Here is a 22,354-nt window from a genome sequence, read left to right as displayed (position 1 = left end):
GCTATCCGATAGTTACGCTATCGACCATGAAGATGTCCCAGTTGAGCGCGGCGAGCGACACGCCGGTCGCGACGATCAAGTTCTACCTGCGGGAGAACCTGCTCCCGGGAGGGGAACGCTCCAGCCCGAACCAGGCGCGGTATGACGCGGTTCACCTGCGGCGCATCCGTCTGATCCACGGGCTGATCGACGTCGGCGGGCTGAGCGTGGCGGCCGCCCGCCGGGTGATCGAGGCGATCGACTCCGAACTGCCCCTGCCGGAGACGTTCGAGATCGCCCAGCGGTCGGTTTCCGCCGACCTCGACCCGGCCACCATCGATGCCGGCGCCCTCGCCAGGGTCGACGCCCTGCTGGCCGGCTGGCGCGTGTCGGAGACCAATCCCGGCCGGCTGGCCGCAGCGAGCGTGCTCGAGACCTTCGAGGAGATCGGGCACGTCGACCATCGCGGCTGGTTCGCCGGCTATGCGGCCGCCGCGTTGCTCGTCGCGGAGGCCGACCTCGACGAGGTCGACGCGCTGCCCGGCCGGGAGGCCAAGGCCGAAACGGTCGTGGTCGGCACGGTGCTCGGCGACGCACTCTTCTCCGGCCTGCGCCGCGCCGCCCAGGAACACGTCTCCTCGCTGCGCTACTCAGGCTCAGCCGACTCCGAACCGGCACCATCCCCGAACCGGGAAACCCCCACGACCAAGGAGTGAGAATGTCCACACAGTCGTCCAGCCCGTCCTGGCCGAGTCCCCGCACCGTCACCTGGCACCGCCCATTGCTCTGGCTGGCACTGGCCATGGCCGCAGTCACCCTGGTCGGGGTCGTCGGTCTCCTCGTCGACCCGCGCACGCTCACGGGCGCGCCGCTCTGGGCCAAGCCGCTCAAGTTCGCGGTGTCGATCCTCATCTATTCGCTCACGCTGTCCTGGCTGCTCGGCTTGCTGAGGCGCGGCCGGCGGCTCGCCTGGTGGGCCGGAACCATCACCGCGGTCTTCCTGACCGTCGAGATGATCGTCATCGTCGGGGCTGCGGCCGCCGGCGTGACCAGTCACTTCAATGTGACGACCCCGTTCCATGCCGCGCTCTGGAGCGTGATGGCCGTCTCGATCGTCATCGTCTGGGCGATCGCGCTGCTCGTGGCGGTGTTGCTCTTCCGGGCCGACCTCGGTGATCCGGCCCGGTCGCTAGCCATCCGGGCCGGCGCCCTGGTCGCGGTGGCCGGGATGGGGCTCGCCTTCCTGATGACCGGGCCGACGGCGGCCCAGCGGGACAGCTTCCAGGGCATCGCCGGCGCGCACACCGTCGGCGTGCCCGACGGCGGGCCGGGCCTGCCGCTGCTCGGCTGGAGCACAGTGGCCGGCGACCTGCGCATCCCGCACTTCGTCGGCATGCACGCCCTGCAGGCGATCCCGCTGGCCGCGCTGCTGCTCGAACTCCTGGCCAGGCGCATCCCGGCCCTCGCCGAGCCGCGCACCCGGTTTCGCCTGATCTGGGTCGTGATCGGGCTCTACCTCGGGGTGCTCGCCCTCCTGACCGGCCAGGCGCTCGCCGGGCAGTCGATCGTGCGACCGGACGTCGTCGTCGTGGTGTCCGCGGTGTCCCTGATGGTTGCGGCCTCCATCGTCGCCGGCGTAGTGCTCTGGGCCGGCCATCGCACACAGGCTCGATCGAGTGGTACAGCCTTCGCCCGCTGAGTTGCGGAGAAAGCACCTTCCCATTGGCCGCGAAGGTGTCTTCTCCGCAACTCACCCGCGGCCAGGGAGCGGCTAGGCCGCCGCGGCGAGACGGGCGATCCGGGCCCGGGCGGCATCCTCGGAGGTCGACGACCGGCCGAGCAGTAACCGCACCAGGCCGAGCACGGCGCCGGTGCCCCAGACGACCGGGAGCATCGAGCGCCGCACGCCGAGCAGGTCGCGGTACTCACGCGGGATCGACGCGACGGCGCCGGCGAACATCACCCGGTAGAAGGGCATCATCGCGGGCCGGAGCGGAGGGTTGCGGATGAAGCGCACCGCCTCGGCGACGCGTTCGTCGCTCTTGAGGGTGCCGGCATCCCGGAACGCGTCGAGCTGGCGCTGCAGCTCCAGGCGCGACCTGGGCGGGTTGCGCACGCCGACGAGCTCGCCCGCCTTGGCCCATTCGCAGACGTAGCCGTCCGCGCCGCCGGGGATCGGCCCTCCCCAGATGGTGTGCGACTGGAGGAACGCGTCGGTGAAGACGATGTGCACCCAGGCGAGCAGGTCGGGGTCGCCGGCCGCGTACGGGCGCTCGATGCCCTGCGCGTCGCGGTAGGTGCCCGTGACCCGGTCGTGGAACCGCCCCACCCGGGAGGATTCGTTCTCGGCCAGGGTGGTGTCGCCGAACGTGACCGTGACGAGCCACTGGATGGTTCCGGAGAGCCGGCCCAGCGGGTCCTCCTTGTACCGCGACCAGTCGTGCACGCCGGCCATGGCGCCCGGATGCAGGGTCTGCATGAGCAGGGCACGGATGCCGGCCACCATCGTCGCCATCCCGCCGTGCACGGCCCAGGCCGCGGAGCCGGGGCCGAAGAAGCCGACGTCGTCGCCGAGTTCTATCCTGTCGACCCACTGCGGCCGGCCCTCACCGTTGCCGGAGAACGTCACCAGGAGATGCGACCGCCAGCTGTCCACGAACCTTCCCATGCAGAGAGGCTAACCCGGGCCGGCTGGGCATCGGCCCGGAACCCGGCCGCGGCCCGTTGTCGGCCCGCGGCCGCTCAGGATGGGTCGCGCGGGGGGCGGCGCCCGGCGCGGGTGACCGCGGCGCGCACCGGCGGGCCGAACGGCACGATGCGCGCGACCGGCCGTCCGCGCCGGGTCAGCAGGATCTCCTCTCCGGCCTCCACGCGGTCCAGCAGCACACCGAGGTGCCACCTCGCATCCGGCACGGAGACGGTCAGGGGCAGGAGCCTGCCGGTGCCGGAGTGCAGCAGCGGATACGGGTCGTAATCGGGATCGCGGTCGACGCCGTGGCGCCCGTCGCGCGGGCCGGGGTCGGGGAGCTCGGGCAGCTGGTCGAGATCGTCCGGGTAGAACATCGTCGGCTCCTCTCCATTGACGGATGCCTGCAATGACGCTACTTCGATCGGCCTCCGTTCGCTAGCCGGTCGCCCCTGTCGCGCGGCTCCTCCCGAGCCGGTGGCCCGTCCTCTCCGCGCCGGTTTCGGCCGCCCGCGCCCGCGAGGCAGGGCAGGGGAGGGCTGCGAAAAGGGACGCGCCCGCGGCCCGGAACCCTCGCCGCGGTGGCAGCTGCGGGCCCGGCCGCCCTAGGATCGGCACCATGCCGCTGTCGCGTATCCTGTTTGCCGACCAGCTCGGCCCCCACTTCGACGATGGCGGTCCGCTGCTGATGGTGGAAGCGGTCGGCGTGCTCGGCCGGCGCCCCTACCACCGGGCCAAGGCGCACCTGATCCTCAGCGCCCACCGTCACCGGGCCAGGGAGCTCGGTGACCGGGTGGAATACCTCCATGCCGAGCACTATCGCGACGTGCTGGCCGGGCGCGACCTCGAAGCCGTGGATCCGACCTCGTGGGGTGCTCGGGCACTCGTGCGCGAACTCGGCGCGCGAGTGCTGCCCAGTCGCGGCTTCGTCACGAGTGAAGCGGACTTCGCGGCCTGGGCCCAGGGCCGGACCCCGTCCCGATTGGTCATGGACCAGTTCTATCGCCATGTGCGCACCAGCACCGGGGTGCTCATGCGTGGTCCCGACCCGGAGGGCGGCCGCTTCAACTTCGATCACGACAACCGCCGCCCTCCGCCCAAGGGTGCGTCGGGCCTGGGCCTGCCTGATCCGTACCGGCCGGTCGAGGATGACATCGACCAGCAGGTTCGTGCCGATCTCGACCGGCTGCAGGCGGAGGGACGCATCCGTCTGATCGGGCAGGACGGCCCGCGCCGGTTCGCGGCCACCCGAGCCGAAGCCCTGGCGGCGCTGGCCGACTTCGTGGACACACGGCTGGGTGATTTCGGCCCGTTTGAGGACGCGTCGCTGCTCGGTGACGACGCGATGGCCCACTCGCGCCTCAGCGTCCCGCTCAATCTCGGGCTGCTGCATCCCCGCGAGGTGATCGACGCCGTGGTCGCCGCCTACGAGGCCGGGGGAGCCCCGCTGCAAAGCGTGGAGGCCGTGGTCCGGCAGGTCATGGGCTGGCGGGACTGGGTCTGGCACCTGTACTGGCACCTCGGTGAAGACTACGTGCGGCGCAGCAACCACCTCGGGGCAGAGACGCCCCTGCCCAGGGAATTCCTCGAGCTCGACGGCCGGACCGTGCGGGCACGGTGTCTGAGCCACGTGCTCGACGAGGTCGGCCGGACCGGCTACGCACACCACATCCAGCGCCTGATGGTTCTCGGCAATTGGGCGCTGCAGCGCGGCTACCGGCCGGACGAATTGACCGACTGGTTCACGAACGCGTTCGTCGACGGCACCCCCTGGGTGATGCCCGCCAACGTGGTGGGGATGTCCCAGCACGCCGACGGCGGGATCGTCGCCACCAAGCCCTATGCCTCAGGTGGTGCCTACATCTCGAAGATGAGCGACTACTGCGGATCCTGCACCTTCGATCCCAAGAAACGGCTCGGCGAGGATGCCTGCCCGTTCACCGCGGGGTACTGGGCGTTCCTCCACAGGGTGGAGCCGCGCATCCGGGGCAACCAGAGAATGGCACAGCCGCTCGCCGGCCTGCGCCGTCTCGTCGATCGGGACGCGGTCGTCGAACAGGAGCGCACTCGCACGGAGTGGTGACCTGCGCGCGTCGCCGGCTGCGGCGATCGGTCCGGCGCGATGCCGGTCGACGCCGCAGTTCAGTCGAACTCTGCCACCCGGAGGCTGAGCCACAGGGTGAGCGTGCCGTCGGGGTCGCCGAGGTCGACACCGAACAACTCGCGGGCGCGGCGCAGCCGGTAGCGGAGCGTGTTCTGGTGCACCGAGAGCAGACCGGCCGTCACGGCGGAGTCCCGGGAACAGTCGAGGTAGGTGCGCAGCGTGCGCGCGTACTCGGTGCCGGTGCCGGCATCCGATTCGAGGATGCGCCTGGCCACGGGGGAGACCAGCCGGGGCGTGTCCCGGAAGACCTGGGCCAGCTCCAGCAGGGTCAGCTGGCTGCGCGCGTCCCGCGCGCTCGCCACCCGACCGCCGCCTGGCCGGCCGCCGACCAGGAGGAGCACCAGGTCGGCGTCGTGGCGCGACCGGGCGATGCCGCCGAGGGTGGGCATTGACGATCCGATCGCGGCGCGCACCGTGATCCCGAACGCGGACCCGGACCGTGCCACCACACGCTCCGCCACCGCTTCGACCCCGGCCGGTGCGGACCCGGCCTGCCCGCCGAACAGCGCGTAGATCGTGGTGCCGATGACGACGCACTCCGAGCCCGGCTGGTGTGCCTCGCACTGGATGGCGATCAGGTCGATCAGCCGCAGCAGGCGGATCTCGTCGCCGGCCGGCGCGAGCTCGGGCTGGAAGGCGAGCACCACGAACGGTCCGGCCGGGTCGAGGCCCAGCTGGGTGGCCAGGAGACGCGAGTCGTCGCCGCCCTCGAGCAGGCGGCGCAGCAGCTCGGCGCGCTGCTGGCGGGCCAGGTCGGCCGTGCTCCGGGCCCGGAGAAGGTGCAGGCCTGCCATGTCGGCGGCGCGTTCCAGCGCGCGCTCGGCATCCACGTCCAGGTCCCCGGCCGCGTCGACGACCCAGATCGACCCGAGCGGTTGCGCGCCGGCGCGAACGGCCACGGCGAGGCGGTCGAGGCCCGGCGTGAGCCCCGGCACCCGCACGGCGCCCGGCGCGCGGAACACCGACGCGTACTGGGCCGCGTTCTCCGGCAGGTCCGGCACCCGGCGGCCGAGGATTCCCTCGCGCCGATCGGCGTCGATGACCTGCCCCGGCACGGTCGAGTAGGCCAGGATGTGCGTCTGCAGGTCTTCGATCGCGGTCGCGCCGCCGATCATCGCGGCAATCGCGTTCGCCAGGGCGAACAGGTCGCCCACCGGAGTCGCCGAGAGGGAACTGTCGGCCTCGCTCGCACTGGTCAGAGCGGAGGCGACCAGGGCGTCCACCTGGCGCCAGTCGAGTTCGTCGTCCACCACCAGCAGGGCCACGCCCTCGGCGTCCGCCACCGCGGCGAGGGTGTCGACGGCCAGGCCGAGCGACTTCACGATGACCGCGCCGAATCCCCGGCGGGCGGCGTCGCGCACGATCCGGGGCGAGTCGGCGTCGGTCGGGTGCACCCCGATACCCAGCAGGATGCCGGCATGAGGGCCGGGCGAGACGCTCAACGGATCGAACAGGGTCGGGCTGGTCAGCGGCAACCGGAGCGAGCTCGGCCGTGAGGCCAGCCGCAGTCCCGACCCGTCGAGCACCGCCAGCAGCTCGGACACGCCGATGCCGCCCGCCCGGGAATCCCGTGCGTCGGCCACGGCCGCAGTAGGGGCGTGGGGTGTCCGTGATGGTCGCATATCGATCACCGTAGTCGTCGATTGTGCGCTACGACAATGAAAAGCCACTACATTCATGCTGCGCGACGACGACACAGGCGTTCCGGGTGGCCACACTGGAACGATGTTGCACAGCCTCGAAGTCAGCCTCGAAGTCAGCCCCGTCGTCCGCCAGGCGCAGGACGCGGCGGCCCGTGCCGCGGCGCTCGCCGGCGTGCGGGTGGGCGACGAGTCGGAACTGGAGCGTCTCCGCGAGGTCGAGGCACTGCTGGTCACGGTCTGGGGCACCTCGCAGCACGGCGCCCCGATCCCGACCGACCTGCTCCGGAGCATCAGCCACGCCGGCTGCAACGTCACGGCGGCCTACACCGGCGAAGGGGTCCTCTGCGGCGCCGCCGTGGCGATCGTGTCACCGGGCAACGCCGGGATGTACTCGCTCATCGCGGGGGTCCTGCCGGGCCTGGGCGACGCCGGCGTCGGGTTCGCACTCAAACAGCACCAGCGGGCCTGGGCGCTCGCCCGGGGAATCGACTCGATGACCTGGACCTTCGACCCGCTGGTGAGCCGGAACGCCCGGTTCAACCTCACGAAACTGGGCGCGCACGCGGAGGAATACCTCGAGGATTTCTACGGCCCGATGGCGGACGAGATCAACGCGAACGACGAGAGCGACCGGCTCGCGGCGATCTGGCGCCTGACGAGCCCGGAGGCGATCGCCTGCAGCGAGGGTGTCACCATCGCCACGGAACTGCCGGCCTTCACCCCGGACCAGGTGCGCGCCACCGGCCCGGACGGCCACCCCAGCGCGGTCGAGGCTGCCGGGTCGACCTGGTGCCGCGTGCCGACCGACATCGTCGCGCTGCGGGTCAGGGACCCCGGCGAGGCCGCCGCCTGGCGCACCGCGACCCGCCCACTCTTCACCACGGCATTCGCCTCCGGGCTCGCCGCCCGCGGGGTCACCCGATCCGGCTGGTACCGGCTCGCAACCAAAGGACAGCAATGAGAATCGAAAACATCGAACTGCGGCGCGTCACCCTCCCGCTGGTCAGTCCGTTCCGCACCTCGTTCGGCACCTCGACGGAACGCGAGACCACCCTCGTGCGGGTCAGCACCGCCGACGCGGAGGGCTGGGCGGAATGCGCCGCCGAACCTGACCCCCTCTACAGCTCCGAGTTCCTCGACGGAGCCGACCTGGTCATCCGTGACCACCTCGTGCCGCGGCTGCAGGCGCTCGGCGACGCGCTGACCGCCGAACACGTGGCCACCGCCCTCGCCCCGGTCAAGGGGCACCCGATGTCCAAGGCCGTGCTCGAGACGGCCATTCTCGACGCCCAGCTCAAGGAGACCGGGGTCTCCTTCGGACGGTACCTCGGCGCCGTGCACGACACCGTGCCGGCCGGCGTCTCGGTGGGCATCATGGATTCGCTGGACGAACTGCTCGACGCGGTCGCCGGATACCTCGCCGAGGGATACCTGCGGATCAAGCTGAAGATCGAACCGGGCTGGGACCTGGTGCCCGTTCGCGCCGTGCGGGAGCGCTTCGGCGACGAGATCCTGTTGCAGGTCGACGCCAACACCGCCTACAGCCTCGCGGATGCCCGCCACCTCGCCCGCCTCGACCCGTTCGACCTGCTCCTGATGGAACAGCCGCTGAAGGAGGACGACATCCTCGGCCACGCCGCCCTCGCCAGGCTGATCAAGACCCCGATCTGCCTCGACGAATCGATCGAGTCCGCCCGCGACGCGGCGGCAGCGATCACGCTCGGCGCGTGCAGCATCATCAACGTCAAGCCCGCCCGGGTCGGCGGCTACCTCGAGGCCCGGCGCATCCACGACGTCGCGGCGGCCCACGGAGTCCCCGTCTGGTGCGGCGGCATGCTCGAAACCGGCATCGGGCGGGCCGCGAACGTCGCCCTGGCCGGCCTGCCGAACTTCGTGCTCCCGGGGGACACTTCCGCCTCCAACCGCTACTACGCCCATGACCTCACAGCTCCGTTCGTACTCGAGGACGGTCACCTGCGGGTGCCCACCGGGCCGGGCATCGGCGTCGACGTGCTGCCCGATGTGCTCGCCGACGTCACGACGGCCAGGACCGACATCAGGTTCTAGCACGTCGTCACGTTCGTCTCACCTCTGTTCCGCTGCATCAGTTTCGCCCTACCCCGCGCCACCCCAGTCAGGAGAGCACGAATGAACATTGACAAACGAACCGGCCGGTCCGTTCTGCTGGCAGCCTCGATCGGGGTCACCGCGGCGCTCGTGCTGTCGGCGTGCTCCGCCTCGAGCGCGTCGCCGGCGGCGAAGGCGCCGTCCACCGCCGACGTCGACGCCGCCGCGGCGGCGGCGCTGCCGGCGAAGTACAAGGATGCGGGCACCATCAAGGTCGCCTCCGACATTCCGTTCCCACCGATGGAGATGTTCGACGACAACCAGGTGCTCACCGGGTTCGACTACGACCTCGCCCAGGCCATCGGCGCCAAGCTCGGCGTGACGATGGAACTGCAGACCCAGGCCTTCGACAGCATCATCCCCTCGCTCCAGTCCGGCAAGCACGACGTGATCATGTCCGGGATGAACGACACCCCCGAGCGCCAGAAGACGATCGACTTCGTCGACTACTTCCACGCCGGGTTCTCCATCCTCGTGCCCGCGGGGAACCCCGGCAAGATCGCCACGGTGCTCGACCTCTGCGGCAAGGACGTCGCCGTGCAGAAGGCGACCGTGCAGGCCGAGATCCTGCACGGCTACGACGCCAAGTGCACGGCGGCCGGCTCCGGCCCGACGAAGATCGCCGAACTCCCGCTGGAGACGGACGTGCAAACGGCGGTTCGCTCAGGAAAGGCCGTCGCCGACGTCGTCGATTCCGCCGTCGCCTCCTACGCGTCCCAGACCGCGGGCGGCGGGAAGCTGTTCGAAGTCGTGCGCGACCCGGCCAACCCGGCCGGCTACAACCCGGTCTACACCGGCATCGGCGTGCTCAAGAAGGATTCAGGACTGAGCCAGGCCCTGCTGCTCGCTCTGCAGTCGGTCGTGGCTGACGGCTCCTATGCCCAGATCCTGAAGAAGTACGACATGAGCGACTACGCCGTCGACGCTGCCGGCCTCAACCTCGGGTCGTGACCGGATGACGCAGGCAACCCTGACCGGGCCGGGCCGGGCCGCCGCCGGCCCGGCGCCCGAGATCGACCCGGACGACATCGTCGCCGTGCCGCTCCGGCATCCGTGGCGCTGGATCCTCGCCGTCTTCCTCCTGATCGGATTCGTCTGCCTCGGCATCTCGCTCTGGCAGAACCAGAACATCGACCACCCCACGATCACCGAGTTCATCTTCAACCCGCGGATCCTCAGTGGCGTCGTGCTCACCATCATGCTCACGGTCGTCGCCATGCTGGTGTCCTCCGTGCTCGGGGTGCTGCTCGCCGTGATGCGGCTCTCGAACAACCCGGTGATGAACACCCTGGCCTGGCTCTACGTCTGGGCCTTCCGGGGCACGCCCCTGCTGATCCAGATCGTGTTCTGGGGCTATCTCGGGCTGCTCTACTCCCAGATCTCGATGGGCATCCCGTTCACCGATTTCACGATCTTCTCCGTCGACACGAACACGTTGATCCCGGCTCTCACCGCCGGGCTCCTCGCCCTCACCCTCAACCAGGCCGCATACTCGGCCGAGATCGTGCGCTCCGGCATGCTCTCGGTCGATGAGGGCCAGTACGAGGCCGCCTACTCGGTGGGCATGAGCCCGGTCTTCACCCTCTTCAAGGTGGTCCTGCCCCAGGCGATGCGGGTGATCATCCCGCCGATGGGCAACGAGACGATCTCGATGCTCAAGAACACCTCCCTGCTGTCGGTCATCGCCGTGCTCGAGCTCTACACCGTCGCCACCCAGATCTCCTCCCAGAACCTGCGCCAGGTCGAACTGCTCCTCGTCGTCAGCTGCTGGTACCTGTTCCTGACCTCCGTGCTGTCGATCCCGCAGTACTACCTCGAGCGCTACTACGGCCGAGGCAAGGCCCGGAGCCTCCCGCCGACCCCGTTCCAACGACTCCGCGCTGCTCTCCGGCGCACCCCGATCAACACCCACCGCACCGACAGTCAGGACGCCTCATGACCGGACCAGGCCCAGGCACGTCAGTGGCGACCTCGCGAGCGACAACCGCGAGTCTCGCCTCCGGCCCGGATGCCCTCGGGGTCGCGGTCGAACCACTGCTCAGCGCCCTCAAAGTGCGCAAAAGCTACGGCGGAGTGGAGGTGCTGAAGGGCATCTCGCTCGCCGTGAACCCGGGGCAGGTCATGTGCCTCCTCGGGCCGTCCGGTTCGGGAAAGTCCACGTTCCTTCGCTGCATCAACCACCTCGAGCGCATCGACGGCGGCCGGATCTCGGTCGGCGGTGAACTCGTCGGCTACGCCCAGCGCAAGGACCGCATCTTCGAGATGAACCCACGCGAGGTTGCCAGGCAGCGTCGAGGGATCGGCATGGTCTTCCAGCGCTTCAACCTGTTCCCGCACATGACCGCCCTCGAGAACATCACGGCCGCACCCATCGGGGTGCGCCGGATCTCCAAGCAGAAGGCGAAGGACCGCGGCCTCGAACTTCTCGACCGCGTCGGCCTGGCCAGTCTGGCCCAGTCGTATCCGGCCCAGCTGTCCGGTGGGCAGCAGCAGCGTGTCGCGATCGCCCGCGCGCTCGCGATGGATCCCCAGCTGCTCCTCTTCGACGAGCCGACCAGCGCCCTGGATCCCGAACTCGTCGGCGACGTGCTGGACGTGATGCGCACCCTCGCGGCGGACGGAATGACCATGGTCGTCGTGACCCACGAAATCGGCTTCGCCAGGGGTGCCGCCGACGTTGTGGTCTTCATGGACGGAGGGGTCGTCGTCGAGTCGGGGCCGCCGGCCGAGGTGCTCGACAACCCGCAGAGCCCGCGCACGCGGGCATTCCTGGACAGTGTGATGTAGAAAGGGTCGACCTCCAACCCTCGCCGGAGTACCGTGACAACTGGGTGCGGGCTCACCGCGGCCAGAGGACGGAGTCGTCATGTCGTCACTGACAAATTACGGCCAGGCGATCGCATCGACCACCATCGCGCTCCAGCAGTTGCTGGCCTCTCCATCGGTCGGGCTGCAAGCGACCATCCGGGCGCCCGGCGAGGCCCGGACCGGCCTGACCGGGGCGTCGGTGAACCTGTTCCTCTACAGCGACAGCCTGATCAGCTACCGCGAGGCCAGCGCCCAGCACGGCCCGAGCCGGGTCATCGCCGAGCTGCACTACCTGGTCAGCGCCTTCCCCGCGGACGACGGAGACACGGATGCCGCGAGCCACCGGGCCTTCGGCGCCGCCAGGGCCGCGGTCGAGCGGCACCCGGTGCTCACCGTGCCGGTCGGGTCGGCGGACAGCCTCCAGGTCTGGCTCACCCCGTCGCCCCTGACCACCGAGGTGCTCACCGCACTCTGGCAGGCCTCCGGGGCGCCGCTGCGGTTGTCCTTCGGGGTGATGGCGTCGTTCACCCTCGACGCGGCCGAACGGGTCGCCGTCGTCGGCACGGTGCACGACGTCGTGCAACTCGCCGGGGCAGGAGCGATCGCCGTGTTCAGCGGCACGGATGCGGCGGCGAAGTCGGCCGCAGCGGCATCCGTGGCGCAGGAGCTGGGCAAGGCCCTCGTGACCGTGCCCCTCGCCTCGATCGTCAGCCGCGACATGGACGAAACCGAGCGCAATCTCACCGCGCTGTTCGAGCAGGCCGAGCACCGGGGGGCAGTCCTGCTGATCGACGAGGCCGAGGACTTGTTCGGCGTGCGACCGGAGGTGCTTGACCTCGCCGACCCGTACTCCGAGGTCGAGATCGGCCAGGTGCTCGACCGGCTCGGCCAGGCACCCAGCGTCGTGATCATCGCGATCCGGGACTCGGCCGGCGACGAGCTCGCCGACCGGACCAGGGTCGAGGTGCGGTTTCCGGCCGAGGGGCAAGGCGACCCGGGCGACGCCGGTTGAGCCTACGCTGGCAGCATGCCCTCGTTCCGCATCGAAATGACCATCGGCGCGGTCAAGCCCGGAGTCGCCCCGCACGCCGTGCTCCCCGCCGCCGCCGCCGCGGCCGCCGTGCTGACCACGGTGGAGGCCTCCGACCTGGCCGTCGTGGCCGGTGCGGCCCGGGCCACCGTGCGGTTCAGCGCGGACGGCCCGTCCGACGCGCTCCGGATCGGGCATGCCGTGCTCGTGGCCACCGGCAGGGTGGCCGATCCGCAGTCCTGGCGGGTGACTGAGCGGGTCAAAGGGCGCTGGCTCCCCGTGCGCTGACTCGCCCGGCGGTGTTCAGGCGCACCGCGGTTCAGCGCAGCCTGCGCTGCTCCGGCCTGGCCGGTGCGATGATCGTGGCCCGGTGCCCGTCGGCGGAGGCCTGGTCGTCCGCTCCGAGCACCTGGCTGCGCTCGATGCCGTGGTGCCACCAGAGCGACGCGGTCCAGGCGCTGACCAGGGCGTCGATCAGGTCCTCCCGGTGCTTGTAGGCCCGGTCGAGCAGCGGCGAGTGGCTGGTGATCAGGGCATCCGACACCGGGTGGGAGGATAGGTCCAAGGGTGGCGTCGCAGCCTGGAGCCGCCAGAGCCGCTGGATGAGGTCGTCGCAGACGATCGCCCGGGCGGCGCGACGCTGGTCGGGAGGGAGGGACGACCCCATCCGCTTGTAGCGCGGCCGTTTGTCGTGGTACCCGAACTCCTCGGCGCCGACCAGGGTCGTGTACGGGTAGCACTCGAAGAAACTGGCGGTGGCCGGGTCCACGGGCGACAGGCCGTCGGTGTAGGTCCAGCCGGATGCCTCGAGCCGGCGACGGATCGACACGCCGCCCTGCCACGGGCGGGCGAGGTTGGAGGCGTTCGCGGAGACGAACCAGCCGCCGTAACGACTGCCGGTCTCACGCTCGCACAATCGCATCCCGGAAGCATTGTTGACCACCAGCGGAGCGTCGATCGCGAGCACCGCGCCCGGCTCCCACATCGAGTCGATCCACTCGAGCACGGCCGCGGTGCCCCTGGCCCAGCCGGCGTCGAGGACCCGGCCGTCTACGTCGATGCAGGCCAGGCCGGTCTCGTTGGCCGGTTTGGAGGCCGTGCCTTCGGCCCAGGCCAGATCAACTCCGAGGAATCGCGTCATGCGTCATGGATAGCACACGCGCATGTCACCCGAAGTGGGCGTTCCGCCCGCACCAGGCCATCGGCTAAAGTTCGCCCGATTTTTTCGGCAGAGACCGCCGGGCGTAACCTCGGAAGGTTGTCAAACAGAACTGAGGGCCCGTGAGATGAAGCAAAAACTACAACCGTCGACAAACGGAAAGGTCATCGCACTCGCCGTGGCCGGGGCCTTCGGAGGATTCCTCTTCGGGTTCGACGCGTCGGTCATCAATGGCGCCGTCAATGCCATTCAGGATGAGTACTCGCTCAACGCAACCCTGACGGGCCTGGCCGTGGCGAGCGCGCTGCTCGGCGCCGCGGGCGGTGCCTATCTCGGCGGGAGCGTGGGCGACCGGTTCGGTCGCATCCCCGTCATGCTGCTCGGCTCGATCATGTTCTTCATTAGCTCGGTTGGATCAGCCTTCGCGTTCGGTGTCTTCGACCTTGTGCTCTGGCGCATTGTCGGCGGCCTCGGAATCGGACTCGCCTCCGTTGTCGCTCCGGCGTACATCGCCGAGATCTCGCCCCGGCAGATGCGCGGGCGGCTGGGATCGCTCCAGCAACTCGCCATCACCATCGGCATCTTCTCGGCGCTGCTCTCCGACGCGGTCTTCGCCAATACCGCCGGCGGCGCCAGCGAACCGTCCCTGTTCGGGCTCGACGCCTGGCGCTGGATGTTCCTCGCCTGCGCCCTTCCCGCCGCCGTGTACTTCGTCATCGCCAGGCTCCTGCCGGAATCGCCGCGCTTCCTCGTGCTCAAGGAACGCGAGGACGAGGCCCGCACCGTCTTCGCGAAGCTCTGGCCGAACGGTGACGTGGACCGTGAGATTCGTGACATCAAGGCGTCGATAGCGGTCGACAAACGCGCCGCCCGGTCCGGTTCGCTCCGGGGCAAGGCCCTGGGGCTCCGACCGATCGTCTGGGTCGGGATCATCCTGTCCGTCTTCCAGCAGTTCGTCGGCATCAACGTGATCTTCTTCTACTCGACCACGTTGTGGAAAGCGGTGGGCTTCGAGGAGTCCAGTTCCCTGACCATCTCCGTGTTCACCGGTCTCACTAACATCCTGGTCACCTTCGTCGCCATCGCCCTCGTCGACCGGATCGGCCGGCGGCCGATCCTGATGACCGGTTCGATCGGGATGACCCTGTCGCTGGCCACCATGGCCATCGCGTTCAGCCAGGCGGTGACCGTAAACGGTGAACTCAGCCTGCCCGGCGCCTGGGGTCCGATCGCCCTGGTCGCGGCCAACGTGTTCGTCATCTTCTTCGGTGCGTCGTGGGGTCCGGTGGTCTGGGTACTTCTCGGGGAGATCTTCCCGAACACGATCCGCGTGAAGGCCCTCGGAATCGCGGCCGCCGCGCAGTGGGTCGCCAACTTCCTGGTCGCCGTCACGTTCCCACCGCTGGCAGCACTGTCGTTGCCGTTGACCTACGGGATGTACGCGGTGTTCGCGGCCCTGTCCTTCGTCTTCGTCCTGACCAAGATCCCGGAGACCAACGGGATGTCCCTCGACGAGGCGAGCACCCTGCTGCCGCCGAAGAACGCGGCGAAGAAGGCCGCCGCGAGGCTCGCCGCGGAGAAGCTCGCCGCGGAGAAGGTCCCCGTCAGGGCCTGATCCTAGATCAGGCCGCGCAGCAGCTCCTCGGAACTGACCCCGAGCCGGCCGGCCCGCTCGGCGAGGCGCGCGTGCTCGTCGACGGAGAGCGTCAGCGAGATCGTGCGGCCGGGTGCGGCGGCCGCCTCGGTGCCGGTGGCATCGAACGAGAAGAGTTCGGGATGCGCCTGGCGGCCGGCGGGCCTGGTGGCCGGCGGCGCGGTGGCGGACCTGTCCGCCGCCCCGCGGCCAGGCGGCGTGCTGCGAACGACGGCGGTCGAGGCGTCGGGGGCCGGCACGAGGTCTCCGGTTCGCACCCACCCCGGGCCAGGCTTGAACGGGACCTTGCGCTGGAACGCCTCGGAGACGGCGCGGGCGCGGCTGTCGGCGGCCTCGTTCAGCGGATGATTCGCGTGCCCCTTGACCCATTCGAACCGGTACTTGCGTCCGACCAGCGCGGCGTCGATCTCCTGCAGCAGCTCGAGGTTCAGCACGGGCCTACCGTCGGCCTTGCGCCAGCCCTTCGCCTTCCAGCCGCGCATCCATTTCGTCACCGAGTTGATCACGTACTGGCTGTCGCAGAGCACCAGAAGGTCGTCGTCGAGGTGCGCGGTCGCCCGGAACAACTCCAGCACGGCCTTGAGCTCGCCCTGGTTGTTGGTGGCGTGCTCCCACCCGCCGGCAGCCCAGCAGAAGTCGTTGACGTACCACGCCCATCCGGCCGGACCGGGGTTGCCGAGGGCGGAGCCGTCAGCGGCGGCGATGATGGTCATTGCTGGCCTTTCGTCTGGTCCCGCGAACCGGGACCTGTCCATTTTGCCACCGGGACGACCGCGACCCCGCCGCTAGGCTCTTTTCATGGCCACTCCCGACTTCATCCTCGACCTCCGCGAGAGCATCGGGCACGCCCCGTTGTGGCTGAGCGGCGTCACCGCTGTCGTCGTGCGGGATGCCGAGGTGCTCCTCGTGCGCCGCGTCGACACGGGCCACTGGTCGTCCGTCGCGGGCGTCATCGATCCCGGTGAGGAGCCTGCGGATGCTGCCGCCCGCGAAATCCTCGAGGAGGCCGGCATCGTCGCCGAGGTCGAAGCCCTCGTCGGCGTCTTCACCCGGGAGCCGCTCAGCTACGCGAACGGGGACCAGGCGCAGTACCTCGACCTCGTCTTCCGCTGCCGGTGGGTGAGCGGGGAGCCGCACCCCGCCGATGGTGAGAACACGGCCGCGGCGTGGTGGCCCCTCGACGCCCTCCCGGCGCTGCCGGGCACTCACGCCGAGCGGCTGCAGCTGGCGGTCTCCCATCAGGGCCCGGCGGTCTTCCGCCGCCGGAATGGACGCTAGCCCTTGATGCAGTCCCCGGAGGAGACCGGAGCGGAAAGCGCCGCCGCCTGGGCGGCCACCGGGTCGACTTCCTCCATCGCGAGCGCGTAGCCGAGGTTGTTCGTGACGGTGGACTTGGCGAAGATGACCCCGGCCACCTGGCCGGCCTCGCTCAGGAGCGGCCCCCCGGATTCACCGTGCTGCACGTCCGCGGCGAGCGTGTAGAGCTGCCGCTGCGCCGGTTCCTGGCCGTAGATGTCGGCGACGAGCGCCGGGGCCACGGCGACGACCTGCGCCGGCCCGGAATCGAACGGGCCGCCGTAGGGGTAGCCGTCGCTGACGGCACGGCTGCCCGGGGCGAGGTTGGGACCGAGGGCGAGAGCCGGGGCGGAGAGGCCGCTCACGGCGATGACGGCCAGGTCGACGACCGGGTCGAAATAGACGACCTGGCCCGGCCTGGCGTTGCCACCGGGCGTGACGACGACGGGTTCGGTCACGCCGGCGACCACGTGGGCGTTGGTGAGCACGCGGTCCTCGGCGATGACGAAACCGCTGCCCGACTGGTTCTGCCCGCAGGCGTACGCGGTCCCGGTGATCTTCATCACGGACTGGCGGGCCGCAAGGAGTGCGTCGGTGTCGGCGGAGACGAGCGGGATGGTCGGCATCGGCCCGTTGAAGGCCTCGACCACCCGGGGGAGCCCTTCGCTGACGACGACGGAGCGCAGCTGGGCGAGGAACGACTTCAGCGGGTCGGGGGTCAGCGAGTCGATCGACCTGATCACGCCGGAGGAGGCGATGGCGGGGGAGAGCAGCGGCACGCCCAGCCCGCCGATGCTGAACGCGAGCATCGACACGACGAGGGCGGATGCGACGACCGCGGCGCCGGCGCCGAGCATCCGGTCTGCCAGGCGGAGCTTGGTGCGGGCGCTGTGCGGCCGAAGGGACCGGCCGATCGAGCTGCCGAGCGAAAGTCCGCCGATCAGGAGCACCCCGGCAGTCGCGAGGGTGGCGGCCGTGCGCCATTCGGCGGCGGGAACCCAGGCGCCGACCAGGGGAACGAGGAAGTAGGCGGCGACGCCACCGGCGATGAGCCCGGCGATACTGCTGAGGCTGCCGATCAGGCCGCTGCGGAAGCCCGAGGCGAGATAGCTCACCAGCAGCAGGACCAGGAGGATGTCAACAATCGTTGAACCCGGCATTCGTGGACCCTGCGCTTTCGTCGGTGCCCGGCGTTTCCGCATCGGCCGCATCTCTTCGTCAAGAGTACGGTGCCGCCGCGCCATCGCCTCATTCGCGGGAGTCATCCACAGGCACCCGGAAGGTCCGGTTGTCCACCGACTGCGGCGCAGGTGCCCGCAGCGCCGCCCGAAAGGCGAGGGTTGCCGCATGAACAGGACAATCGTCAAGACCAGGGAAGCGTATGACTTCCTCGCGCTCGTGCCGCAACTCGTCGGATTCCAGCCGGAACGGAGCATGGTGCTCGTGGCGTTCCGGGGCAACCGCACCTGCGGTGCCATGCGCTTCAACTTGCCGGCGGCCGGGGCATCCCGCACGGTGCTGCGGAGAATCGCGTCCACCCTCGTCGGCACGCTGTGCCGGATTCCCGGGGTGGACGCTGTCGTGCCGGTGGTCTACACGGAGGAGTCCTTCGCGTCGGTGGCCGGGTTGCCGGCGGAGCGGTTCGCCGAAACCGTGTGTGCCCGGGCGGAGCTCTCCGGCTTCCTCGTGCGCGACGCTCTCTGCGTCGCGAGCGACGGCTGGGGGTCGTACCGTGACCAGTCCTGCCCGGCCGGCGGGCATCCGCTGGCGGACATCGCCGGATCGGAGGTGCAGCGGGCCATCCCCGCCGAGGCCCGCTGTGACCTGGCCAGCCTGCGCAGCCGGGCCGACCTGCCCCGTGTCGACCTCGCCGCGCGGGAGCGGGTCGGCCGTCGGCTGGCCCGCTACCAGAAGCTCGGCGGGAAGGAGGAGACCGTTCCCGAGTTGCTCGCGATGGTCGGCGACATCCTCGATCCCGTGGCCACAGCGGAGGCGGCCCTGGACTGGGATCCCGGAGCCCTCGATCCCGATGACGTGGCGGCGCTGCTCTTCCTGCTGCAGGGGCCTGCCTGCCGGGACCAGATGATGCTGCAGTTCGCGTTCGGCGAGACGGTCGGCGCACTCACCCACGCGCTCAACCTGCGCTACGCGGCCATCCAGGGCGCCACGGGGCAGAGCATGGATGACATCGTGCGGGCCGAGCGGGAGCGGAACGGCGACGACGAACCCGACGCGAAACAGACGAGCGACCTGATGCTCGGGCTGACAACCGTGCGGCCGGACCCCGACCGCATCGAACGGGCGGTGCGGTTGCTGCTGACCGTGGTGGCCCTGGCCCCTCGCCGGGCCAGGCCTGCCCCGTATTGCATGCTCGCCTGGTTGTCCTGGGCGATGGGCCGCGGTTCGGTGGCGGGCATCTTCGTCGACCGGGCGCTGGCCGTCGACCCTCGCTACGGCATGGCGGACCTGCTGGACACGCTCGTGTCCTCAGGGCACCTGCCGGACTGGGCGTTCGCGGTGCCGTTCGATGAAGAACGGCCACCGGAGACGACGAGTCCGGCCGGGGCCTGAAACAAGGGCCTGACTGCCGGGCCGGGTTAGAGGTATTTCGGCGCCTCCGACAGCACCCCGTGCAGGATCTCGCCGATCTCCCGGAACTCGGCCGGTCCGATGGTCAGCGGGGGAGCGAGCTGGACCACCGGGTCGCCCCGGTCGTCGGCCCGGCAGTAGAGACCCGCCTCGAACAGGGCCTTGGACAGGTAGCCGCGCAGCAGGCGCTCCGACTCGGCGTCGGTGAAGGTCTCCTTGGTTTCCTTGTCCTTGACCAGTTCGATGCCGAAGAAGTAGCCCTCGCCGCGCACATCGCCCACGATCGGCAGGTCGAGGAGCTTCTCGAGCTCGGCGCGGAAGACGGGGGAGTTCTCGCGCACGTTCTCGTTGAGCTTCTCCTCCTCGAAGATGTCGAGGTTGGCCAGTGCCACAGCCGACGACACCGGGTGGCCGCCGAAAGTGTAGCCGTGGTAGAACGTGGTGTCGCCGTGCTTGAACGGCTCGTAGATGCGGTCGCTGACGATGGTCGCGCCGATCGGCGAGTAGCCGCTCGTCATGCCCTTCGCGCAGGTGATCATGTCCGGCTCGATCCCGAAGGTGGTCGAGGCGAACATGTTGCCGATCCGGCCGAAGGCGGTGATGACCTCGTCCGCGACGAGCAGCACGTCGTACTGGTCGCAGATTTCACGGACCCGCTTGAAGTAGCCGGGGGGCGGGGGAAAGCATCCACCGGAGTTCTGCACGGGCTCCAGGAACACGGCGGCGACCGTCTCCGGGCCCTCGAACTGGATCATCTCCTCGATCCGGTTCGCGGCCCAGAGGCCGAACTTCTCCACGTCGTCGCCGAAGCCGGAGCCCATCTCGTCCGCGCGGTAGAAGTTGGTGTTGGGAACCCGGAAACCGCCGGGCGTGACCGGTTCGAACATCTCCTTCATGGCCGGGATCCCGGTGATCGCCAGGGCGCCCTGCGGTGTGCCGTGGTAGGCGACGTTGCGGGAGATCACCTTGTGCTTGGTCGGCCGGCCCTGCAGTTTCCAGTAGTACTTGGCCAGCTTGAAGGCGGTCTCGACCGCTTCGCCGCCGCCGGTGGAGTAGAAGACGCGGTTGAGGTCGCCGGGAGCGTAGGACGCCAGCCGGTCGGCCAATTCGATCGCGTTCGGGTGCGCATAGGACCAGACCGGGAAGAAGGCCAGTTCCTCGGCCTGCCTGGCCGCCACCTCGGCCAGGCGCTTGCGCCCGTGGCCCACATTCACGGTGAACAGGCCGCTGAGCCCGTCGATGTATTTCTTGCCGTGCGAGTCCCAGATGTGATGGCCGAGGCCCTTGGTGATGATCGGCACCCCGGCGCCGGACTCCAGCACGGACTGGCGGGAGAAATGCATCCAGAGGTGGTCCTTCGCCTTCTGCTGCATCGCCGCGTTCTCGGCGTCGGTGAAGACGGGAGGCGATGCCTCGGCGGAGGTTGTTTCGGTGGTGTCAGGCGCAGTGATAGTCATATTTTTTTACCGTGTTCCCCAGTTGTAGAGCTGTTTGTGGAGTTTGAGATAGACGAAGGTCTCGGTGGAGTTGACGCCCTCGAGGCTGCGGATCTGCGAGTTGAGCAGGGCGATGAGCTCGTCGTCGTTTTCGCAGACCACCTCGGCGAGGATGTCGAACGATCCGGCGGTGAGTACGACATAGTCGACGGCCGGGATGGCGGCGAGCTTGTCGGCCAGGATCCGGGTGTCGCCGCTGGCGCGGATGCCGATCATGGCCTGGCGGTAGAAGCCGAGCTGCATCGGGTCGGTCACGGCGACCACCTGCATGACGCCGGCCTCGGTGAGCTTCTGCACCCGCTGCCGCACCGCAGCTTCGCTGAGGCCGACAGCCTTGCCGATCTCGGCATAGGAGCGCCGACCGTCGACCTGCAGCTGTTCGATGATCTTTTTGGACACCTCGTCCAGCTGGGCCGGCTTCGCTGCCGCACCGCGTCCATTTGCGCTCATCCAGCGATTATGCCAGTGAGATTGCCATTCGGCAAGGGATTCCGTAGCGAAAAGGGTGCAAAACTGCGGAATCCAGAGCTATGGCTGGGTCAGTCGTCGCCTTGTCGTCGCCGGCGGGATGTGCGGACAATGAGCCGTGCCGGACAATGAATCGTGCCGGACACTGAGTCGGGTCGGACACTGAGCGGAAGGCCGGTTCTATGGCACGCGTTGGGTACCTGTTGGCGCCGGGGGAAGATACCGAGTGGTCCTTCGTCGTCGGGCGCGCATTCCTGGCCGCCCTCCCGGCGGCGACGCCGACCGCGGTCGTGGCTGCCCTGGACGCGCTGTCCGGCGAGCAGACGGTGGAGGCGGAGGCGCTGGTCGCACTGCTGCCGCTCCGCGGCGACTGCGCGGTCGCCAGCTTCGCGGTGATCGTGCAGCGGGATCCCACCGATGCGGACGGCGTGCCGGTGTCGGTGATCGTGCGCGGCGAGATCGCGGTCGACGTGTTCTCGGTGGGTGGGTCACGGCGCTTCGTAGCCGGAGACATCCGTCCCTGGCTGCTCGCCGATTTCCGGTCCGTGACCGGCCTCGTGATCGGCGGCCCGGGGCGCGCCGTCATGCCAGCCGGGCTGCTCGACTCCGGACGCCCCTTCCTCGGCGGCACCGTCTCGGCGAGCCGCTTGTTCTGGTCGCTCGTGGATCAACCCCAGAGTATGGAAGCCACGATCATCCGCGCCCCGCGCCCGCCGGCCGTCGACGCGGACACGGTGCTCCGCGTGCCGAGGGTGCAGGAGGCCACGGTGATCCTGCCGCCCCCGGGCTCCCGGGGACGTCGGACGGGTACCGTTCCGGCCGACGTCGCCGCCCCGGCGGGACAGGCGGGACAGGAGACAGGGGGGGCCCGGCCGGGCGATGCCGACCGCGCCCTCTATGGGTTGCGCCTGCCCGACGGAACGGAGCTGCGGCTCGATACGGCCTGCCGGCTGGGTCGGCACCCGCGTCCGGCCCGGGTCGCCGAAGTGCCGCCGCCCCGGCTGCTCGAGATGGCTTCGCCGACCTCCGCCGTGTCGGGAACCCACCTCGACATCCGCCAGGTGGGCGACTCGGTGGTGGTGACAGACCTCGGCTCCACGAACGGCACCGTGGTCACGCTTCCCCGGCGACGCTCGCAACGGCTGGCCTCCGGGCAGTCCCTCGCCGTGCTCCCCGGTACGAGACTGGACATCGGGGACGGTAATATCATCGAGATCCTCCCCACGAGCGGCGATTAGCCGGCTCCGTGTCCACG

General features: G+C 69.8%; 22 protein-coding genes. 14 read left to right on the top strand and 8 right to left on the bottom strand.

Features of this window, described 5'->3' with window-relative positions; translation table 11 throughout:
- The first annotated feature begins 26 nt into the window (after window positions 1–26).
- Window positions 27–695, top strand: a complete 669-nt coding sequence (locus IWX89_RS06915; protein WP_196902814.1) for a MerR family transcriptional regulator — start codon at window positions 27–29, stop codon at window positions 693–695.
- 2 nt (window positions 696–697) lie between these two features.
- A complete protein-coding gene (locus IWX89_RS06910; protein WP_196902813.1) occupies window positions 698–1,678 on the top strand; it encodes a hypothetical protein in 981 nt (326 codons plus the stop codon).
- 72 nt (window positions 1,679–1,750) lie between these two features.
- On the opposite strand, the gene IWX89_RS06905 is transcribed toward IWX89_RS06910, so the two are convergent.
- The gene (locus IWX89_RS06905) at window positions 1,751–2,647 is read right to left on the bottom strand and encodes an oxygenase MpaB family protein (protein WP_196902812.1); all 897 of its coding nucleotides are present in this window, start codon (window positions 2,645–2,647) and stop codon (window positions 1,751–1,753) included.
- Between the two features lie 74 nt (window positions 2,648–2,721).
- Window positions 2,722–3,042, bottom strand: a complete 321-nt coding sequence (locus IWX89_RS06900; protein ID WP_196902811.1) for a type II toxin-antitoxin system Phd/YefM family antitoxin — start codon at window positions 3,040–3,042, stop codon at window positions 2,722–2,724.
- 242 nt (window positions 3,043–3,284) lie between these two features.
- Here IWX89_RS06900 and IWX89_RS06895 point away from each other — a divergent pair, with 242 nt between their 5' ends.
- Window positions 3,285–4,748, top strand: coding sequence for a cryptochrome/photolyase family protein (locus IWX89_RS06895; RefSeq protein ID WP_196902810.1), 1,464 nt, complete (start codon window positions 3,285–3,287; stop codon window positions 4,746–4,748).
- 59 nt (window positions 4,749–4,807) lie between these two features.
- Here IWX89_RS06895 and IWX89_RS19000 read toward each other — a convergent pair whose 3' ends face one another.
- A complete protein-coding gene (locus IWX89_RS19000) occupies window positions 4,808–6,412 on the bottom strand; it encodes a CdaR family transcriptional regulator (RefSeq protein ID WP_196902809.1) in 1,605 nt (534 codons plus the stop codon).
- A 142-nt stretch (window positions 6,413–6,554) separates the two neighbouring features.
- On the opposite strand from IWX89_RS19000, the gene IWX89_RS06885 reads away from it, so the two are divergent.
- The 7 genes from IWX89_RS06885 to IWX89_RS06855 all read left to right on the top strand — a co-directional run bounded on the left by IWX89_RS06885 (window position 6,555) and on the right by IWX89_RS06855 (window position 12,725).
- On the top strand, window positions 6,555–7,433 hold the full coding sequence (locus tag IWX89_RS06885) for a hypothetical protein (RefSeq protein ID WP_196902808.1): 879 nt from the start codon (window positions 6,555–6,557) through the stop codon (window positions 7,431–7,433).
- Window positions 7,430–8,539 carry an o-succinylbenzoate synthase gene (gene menC, locus IWX89_RS06880; protein WP_196902807.1) on the top strand — a complete coding sequence of 370 codons (1,110 nt, stop codon included), beginning with the start codon at window positions 7,430–7,432 and terminating at the stop codon, window positions 8,537–8,539. The genes IWX89_RS06885 and menC overlap by 4 nt, the downstream gene beginning before the upstream one ends.
- A gap of 81 nt (window positions 8,540–8,620) precedes the next feature.
- Window positions 8,621–9,550, top strand: a complete 930-nt coding sequence (locus IWX89_RS06875; RefSeq protein WP_196902806.1) for an ABC transporter substrate-binding protein — start codon at window positions 8,621–8,623, stop codon at window positions 9,548–9,550.
- 4 nt (window positions 9,551–9,554) lie between these two features.
- Window positions 9,555–10,538 carry an amino acid ABC transporter permease gene (locus IWX89_RS06870; protein ID WP_196902805.1) on the top strand — a complete coding sequence of 328 codons (984 nt, stop codon included), beginning with the start codon at window positions 9,555–9,557 and terminating at the stop codon, window positions 10,536–10,538.
- A gap of 23 nt (window positions 10,539–10,561) precedes the next feature.
- On the top strand, window positions 10,562–11,386 hold the full coding sequence (locus IWX89_RS06865; RefSeq protein ID WP_374220496.1) for an amino acid ABC transporter ATP-binding protein: 825 nt from the start codon (window positions 10,562–10,564) through the stop codon (window positions 11,384–11,386).
- Window positions 11,387–11,465: 79 nt separating this feature from the next.
- On the top strand, window positions 11,466–12,419 hold the full coding sequence (locus IWX89_RS06860) for a Pvc16 family protein (protein WP_196902804.1): 954 nt from the start codon (window positions 11,466–11,468) through the stop codon (window positions 12,417–12,419).
- Window positions 12,420–12,434: 15 nt separating this feature from the next.
- The gene (locus tag IWX89_RS06855; RefSeq protein ID WP_196902803.1) at window positions 12,435–12,725 is read left to right on the top strand and encodes a hypothetical protein; all 291 of its coding nucleotides are present in this window, start codon (window positions 12,435–12,437) and stop codon (window positions 12,723–12,725) included.
- Between the two features lie 31 nt (window positions 12,726–12,756).
- Here IWX89_RS06855 and IWX89_RS06850 read toward each other — a convergent pair whose 3' ends face one another.
- Window positions 12,757–13,578: a DUF429 domain-containing protein gene (locus IWX89_RS06850; protein ID WP_196902802.1), complete on the bottom strand. Its 822-nt coding sequence runs from the start codon at window positions 13,576–13,578 to the stop codon at window positions 12,757–12,759.
- Window positions 13,579–13,723: 145 nt separating this feature from the next.
- Here IWX89_RS06850 and IWX89_RS06845 point away from each other — a divergent pair, with 145 nt between their 5' ends.
- Window positions 13,724–15,211, top strand: coding sequence for a sugar porter family MFS transporter (locus tag IWX89_RS06845; RefSeq protein ID WP_196902801.1), 1,488 nt, complete (start codon window positions 13,724–13,726; stop codon window positions 15,209–15,211).
- Between the two features lie 2 nt (window positions 15,212–15,213).
- Here IWX89_RS06845 and IWX89_RS06840 read toward each other — a convergent pair whose 3' ends face one another.
- On the bottom strand, window positions 15,214–15,963 hold the full coding sequence (locus IWX89_RS06840; protein WP_196902800.1) for an RNase H family protein: 750 nt from the start codon (window positions 15,961–15,963) through the stop codon (window positions 15,214–15,216).
- An 85-nt stretch (window positions 15,964–16,048) separates the two neighbouring features.
- Between IWX89_RS06840 and IWX89_RS06835 the strand changes: the two genes are divergently transcribed.
- A complete protein-coding gene (locus tag IWX89_RS06835) occupies window positions 16,049–16,528 on the top strand; it encodes an NUDIX domain-containing protein (protein ID WP_196902799.1) in 480 nt (159 codons plus the stop codon).
- Here IWX89_RS06835 and IWX89_RS06830 read toward each other — a convergent pair.
- A complete protein-coding gene (locus tag IWX89_RS06830) occupies window positions 16,525–17,706 on the bottom strand; it encodes a MarP family serine protease (RefSeq protein WP_196902798.1) in 1,182 nt (393 codons plus the stop codon). The two genes, IWX89_RS06835 and IWX89_RS06830, sit on opposite strands and share 4 nt — an antisense overlap.
- Window positions 17,707–17,893: 187 nt before the next feature.
- Here IWX89_RS06830 and IWX89_RS06825 point away from each other — a divergent pair, with 187 nt between their 5' ends.
- Window positions 17,894–19,117, top strand: a complete 1,224-nt coding sequence (locus IWX89_RS06825; RefSeq protein WP_196902797.1) for a DUF4192 domain-containing protein — start codon at window positions 17,894–17,896, stop codon at window positions 19,115–19,117.
- Between the two features lie 26 nt (window positions 19,118–19,143).
- On the opposite strand, the gene IWX89_RS06820 is transcribed toward IWX89_RS06825, so the two are convergent.
- Both IWX89_RS06820 and IWX89_RS06815 read right to left on the bottom strand, forming a co-directional pair.
- A complete protein-coding gene (locus tag IWX89_RS06820) occupies window positions 19,144–20,592 on the bottom strand; it encodes an aspartate aminotransferase family protein (RefSeq protein WP_196902796.1) in 1,449 nt (482 codons plus the stop codon).
- Window positions 20,593–20,598: 6 nt separating this feature from the next.
- Window positions 20,599–21,081: an Lrp/AsnC family transcriptional regulator gene (locus tag IWX89_RS06815; protein WP_196902795.1), complete on the bottom strand. Its 483-nt coding sequence runs from the start codon at window positions 21,079–21,081 to the stop codon at window positions 20,599–20,601.
- 200 nt (window positions 21,082–21,281) lie between these two features.
- Here IWX89_RS06815 and IWX89_RS06810 point away from each other — a divergent pair, with 200 nt between their 5' ends.
- Window positions 21,282–22,337 carry an FHA domain-containing protein gene (locus tag IWX89_RS06810; RefSeq protein WP_196902794.1) on the top strand — a complete coding sequence of 352 codons (1,056 nt, stop codon included), beginning with the start codon at window positions 21,282–21,284 and terminating at the stop codon, window positions 22,335–22,337.
- Window positions 22,338–22,354: the final 17 nt, after the last annotated feature.

The sequence above is a fragment of the Cryobacterium sp. MP_M3 genome (genome assembly GCF_015752155.1).
Taxonomy (GTDB): domain Bacteria; phylum Actinomycetota; class Actinomycetes; order Actinomycetales; family Microbacteriaceae; genus Cryobacterium.
This window is presented reverse-complemented; position numbering and strand designations above follow the sequence as displayed.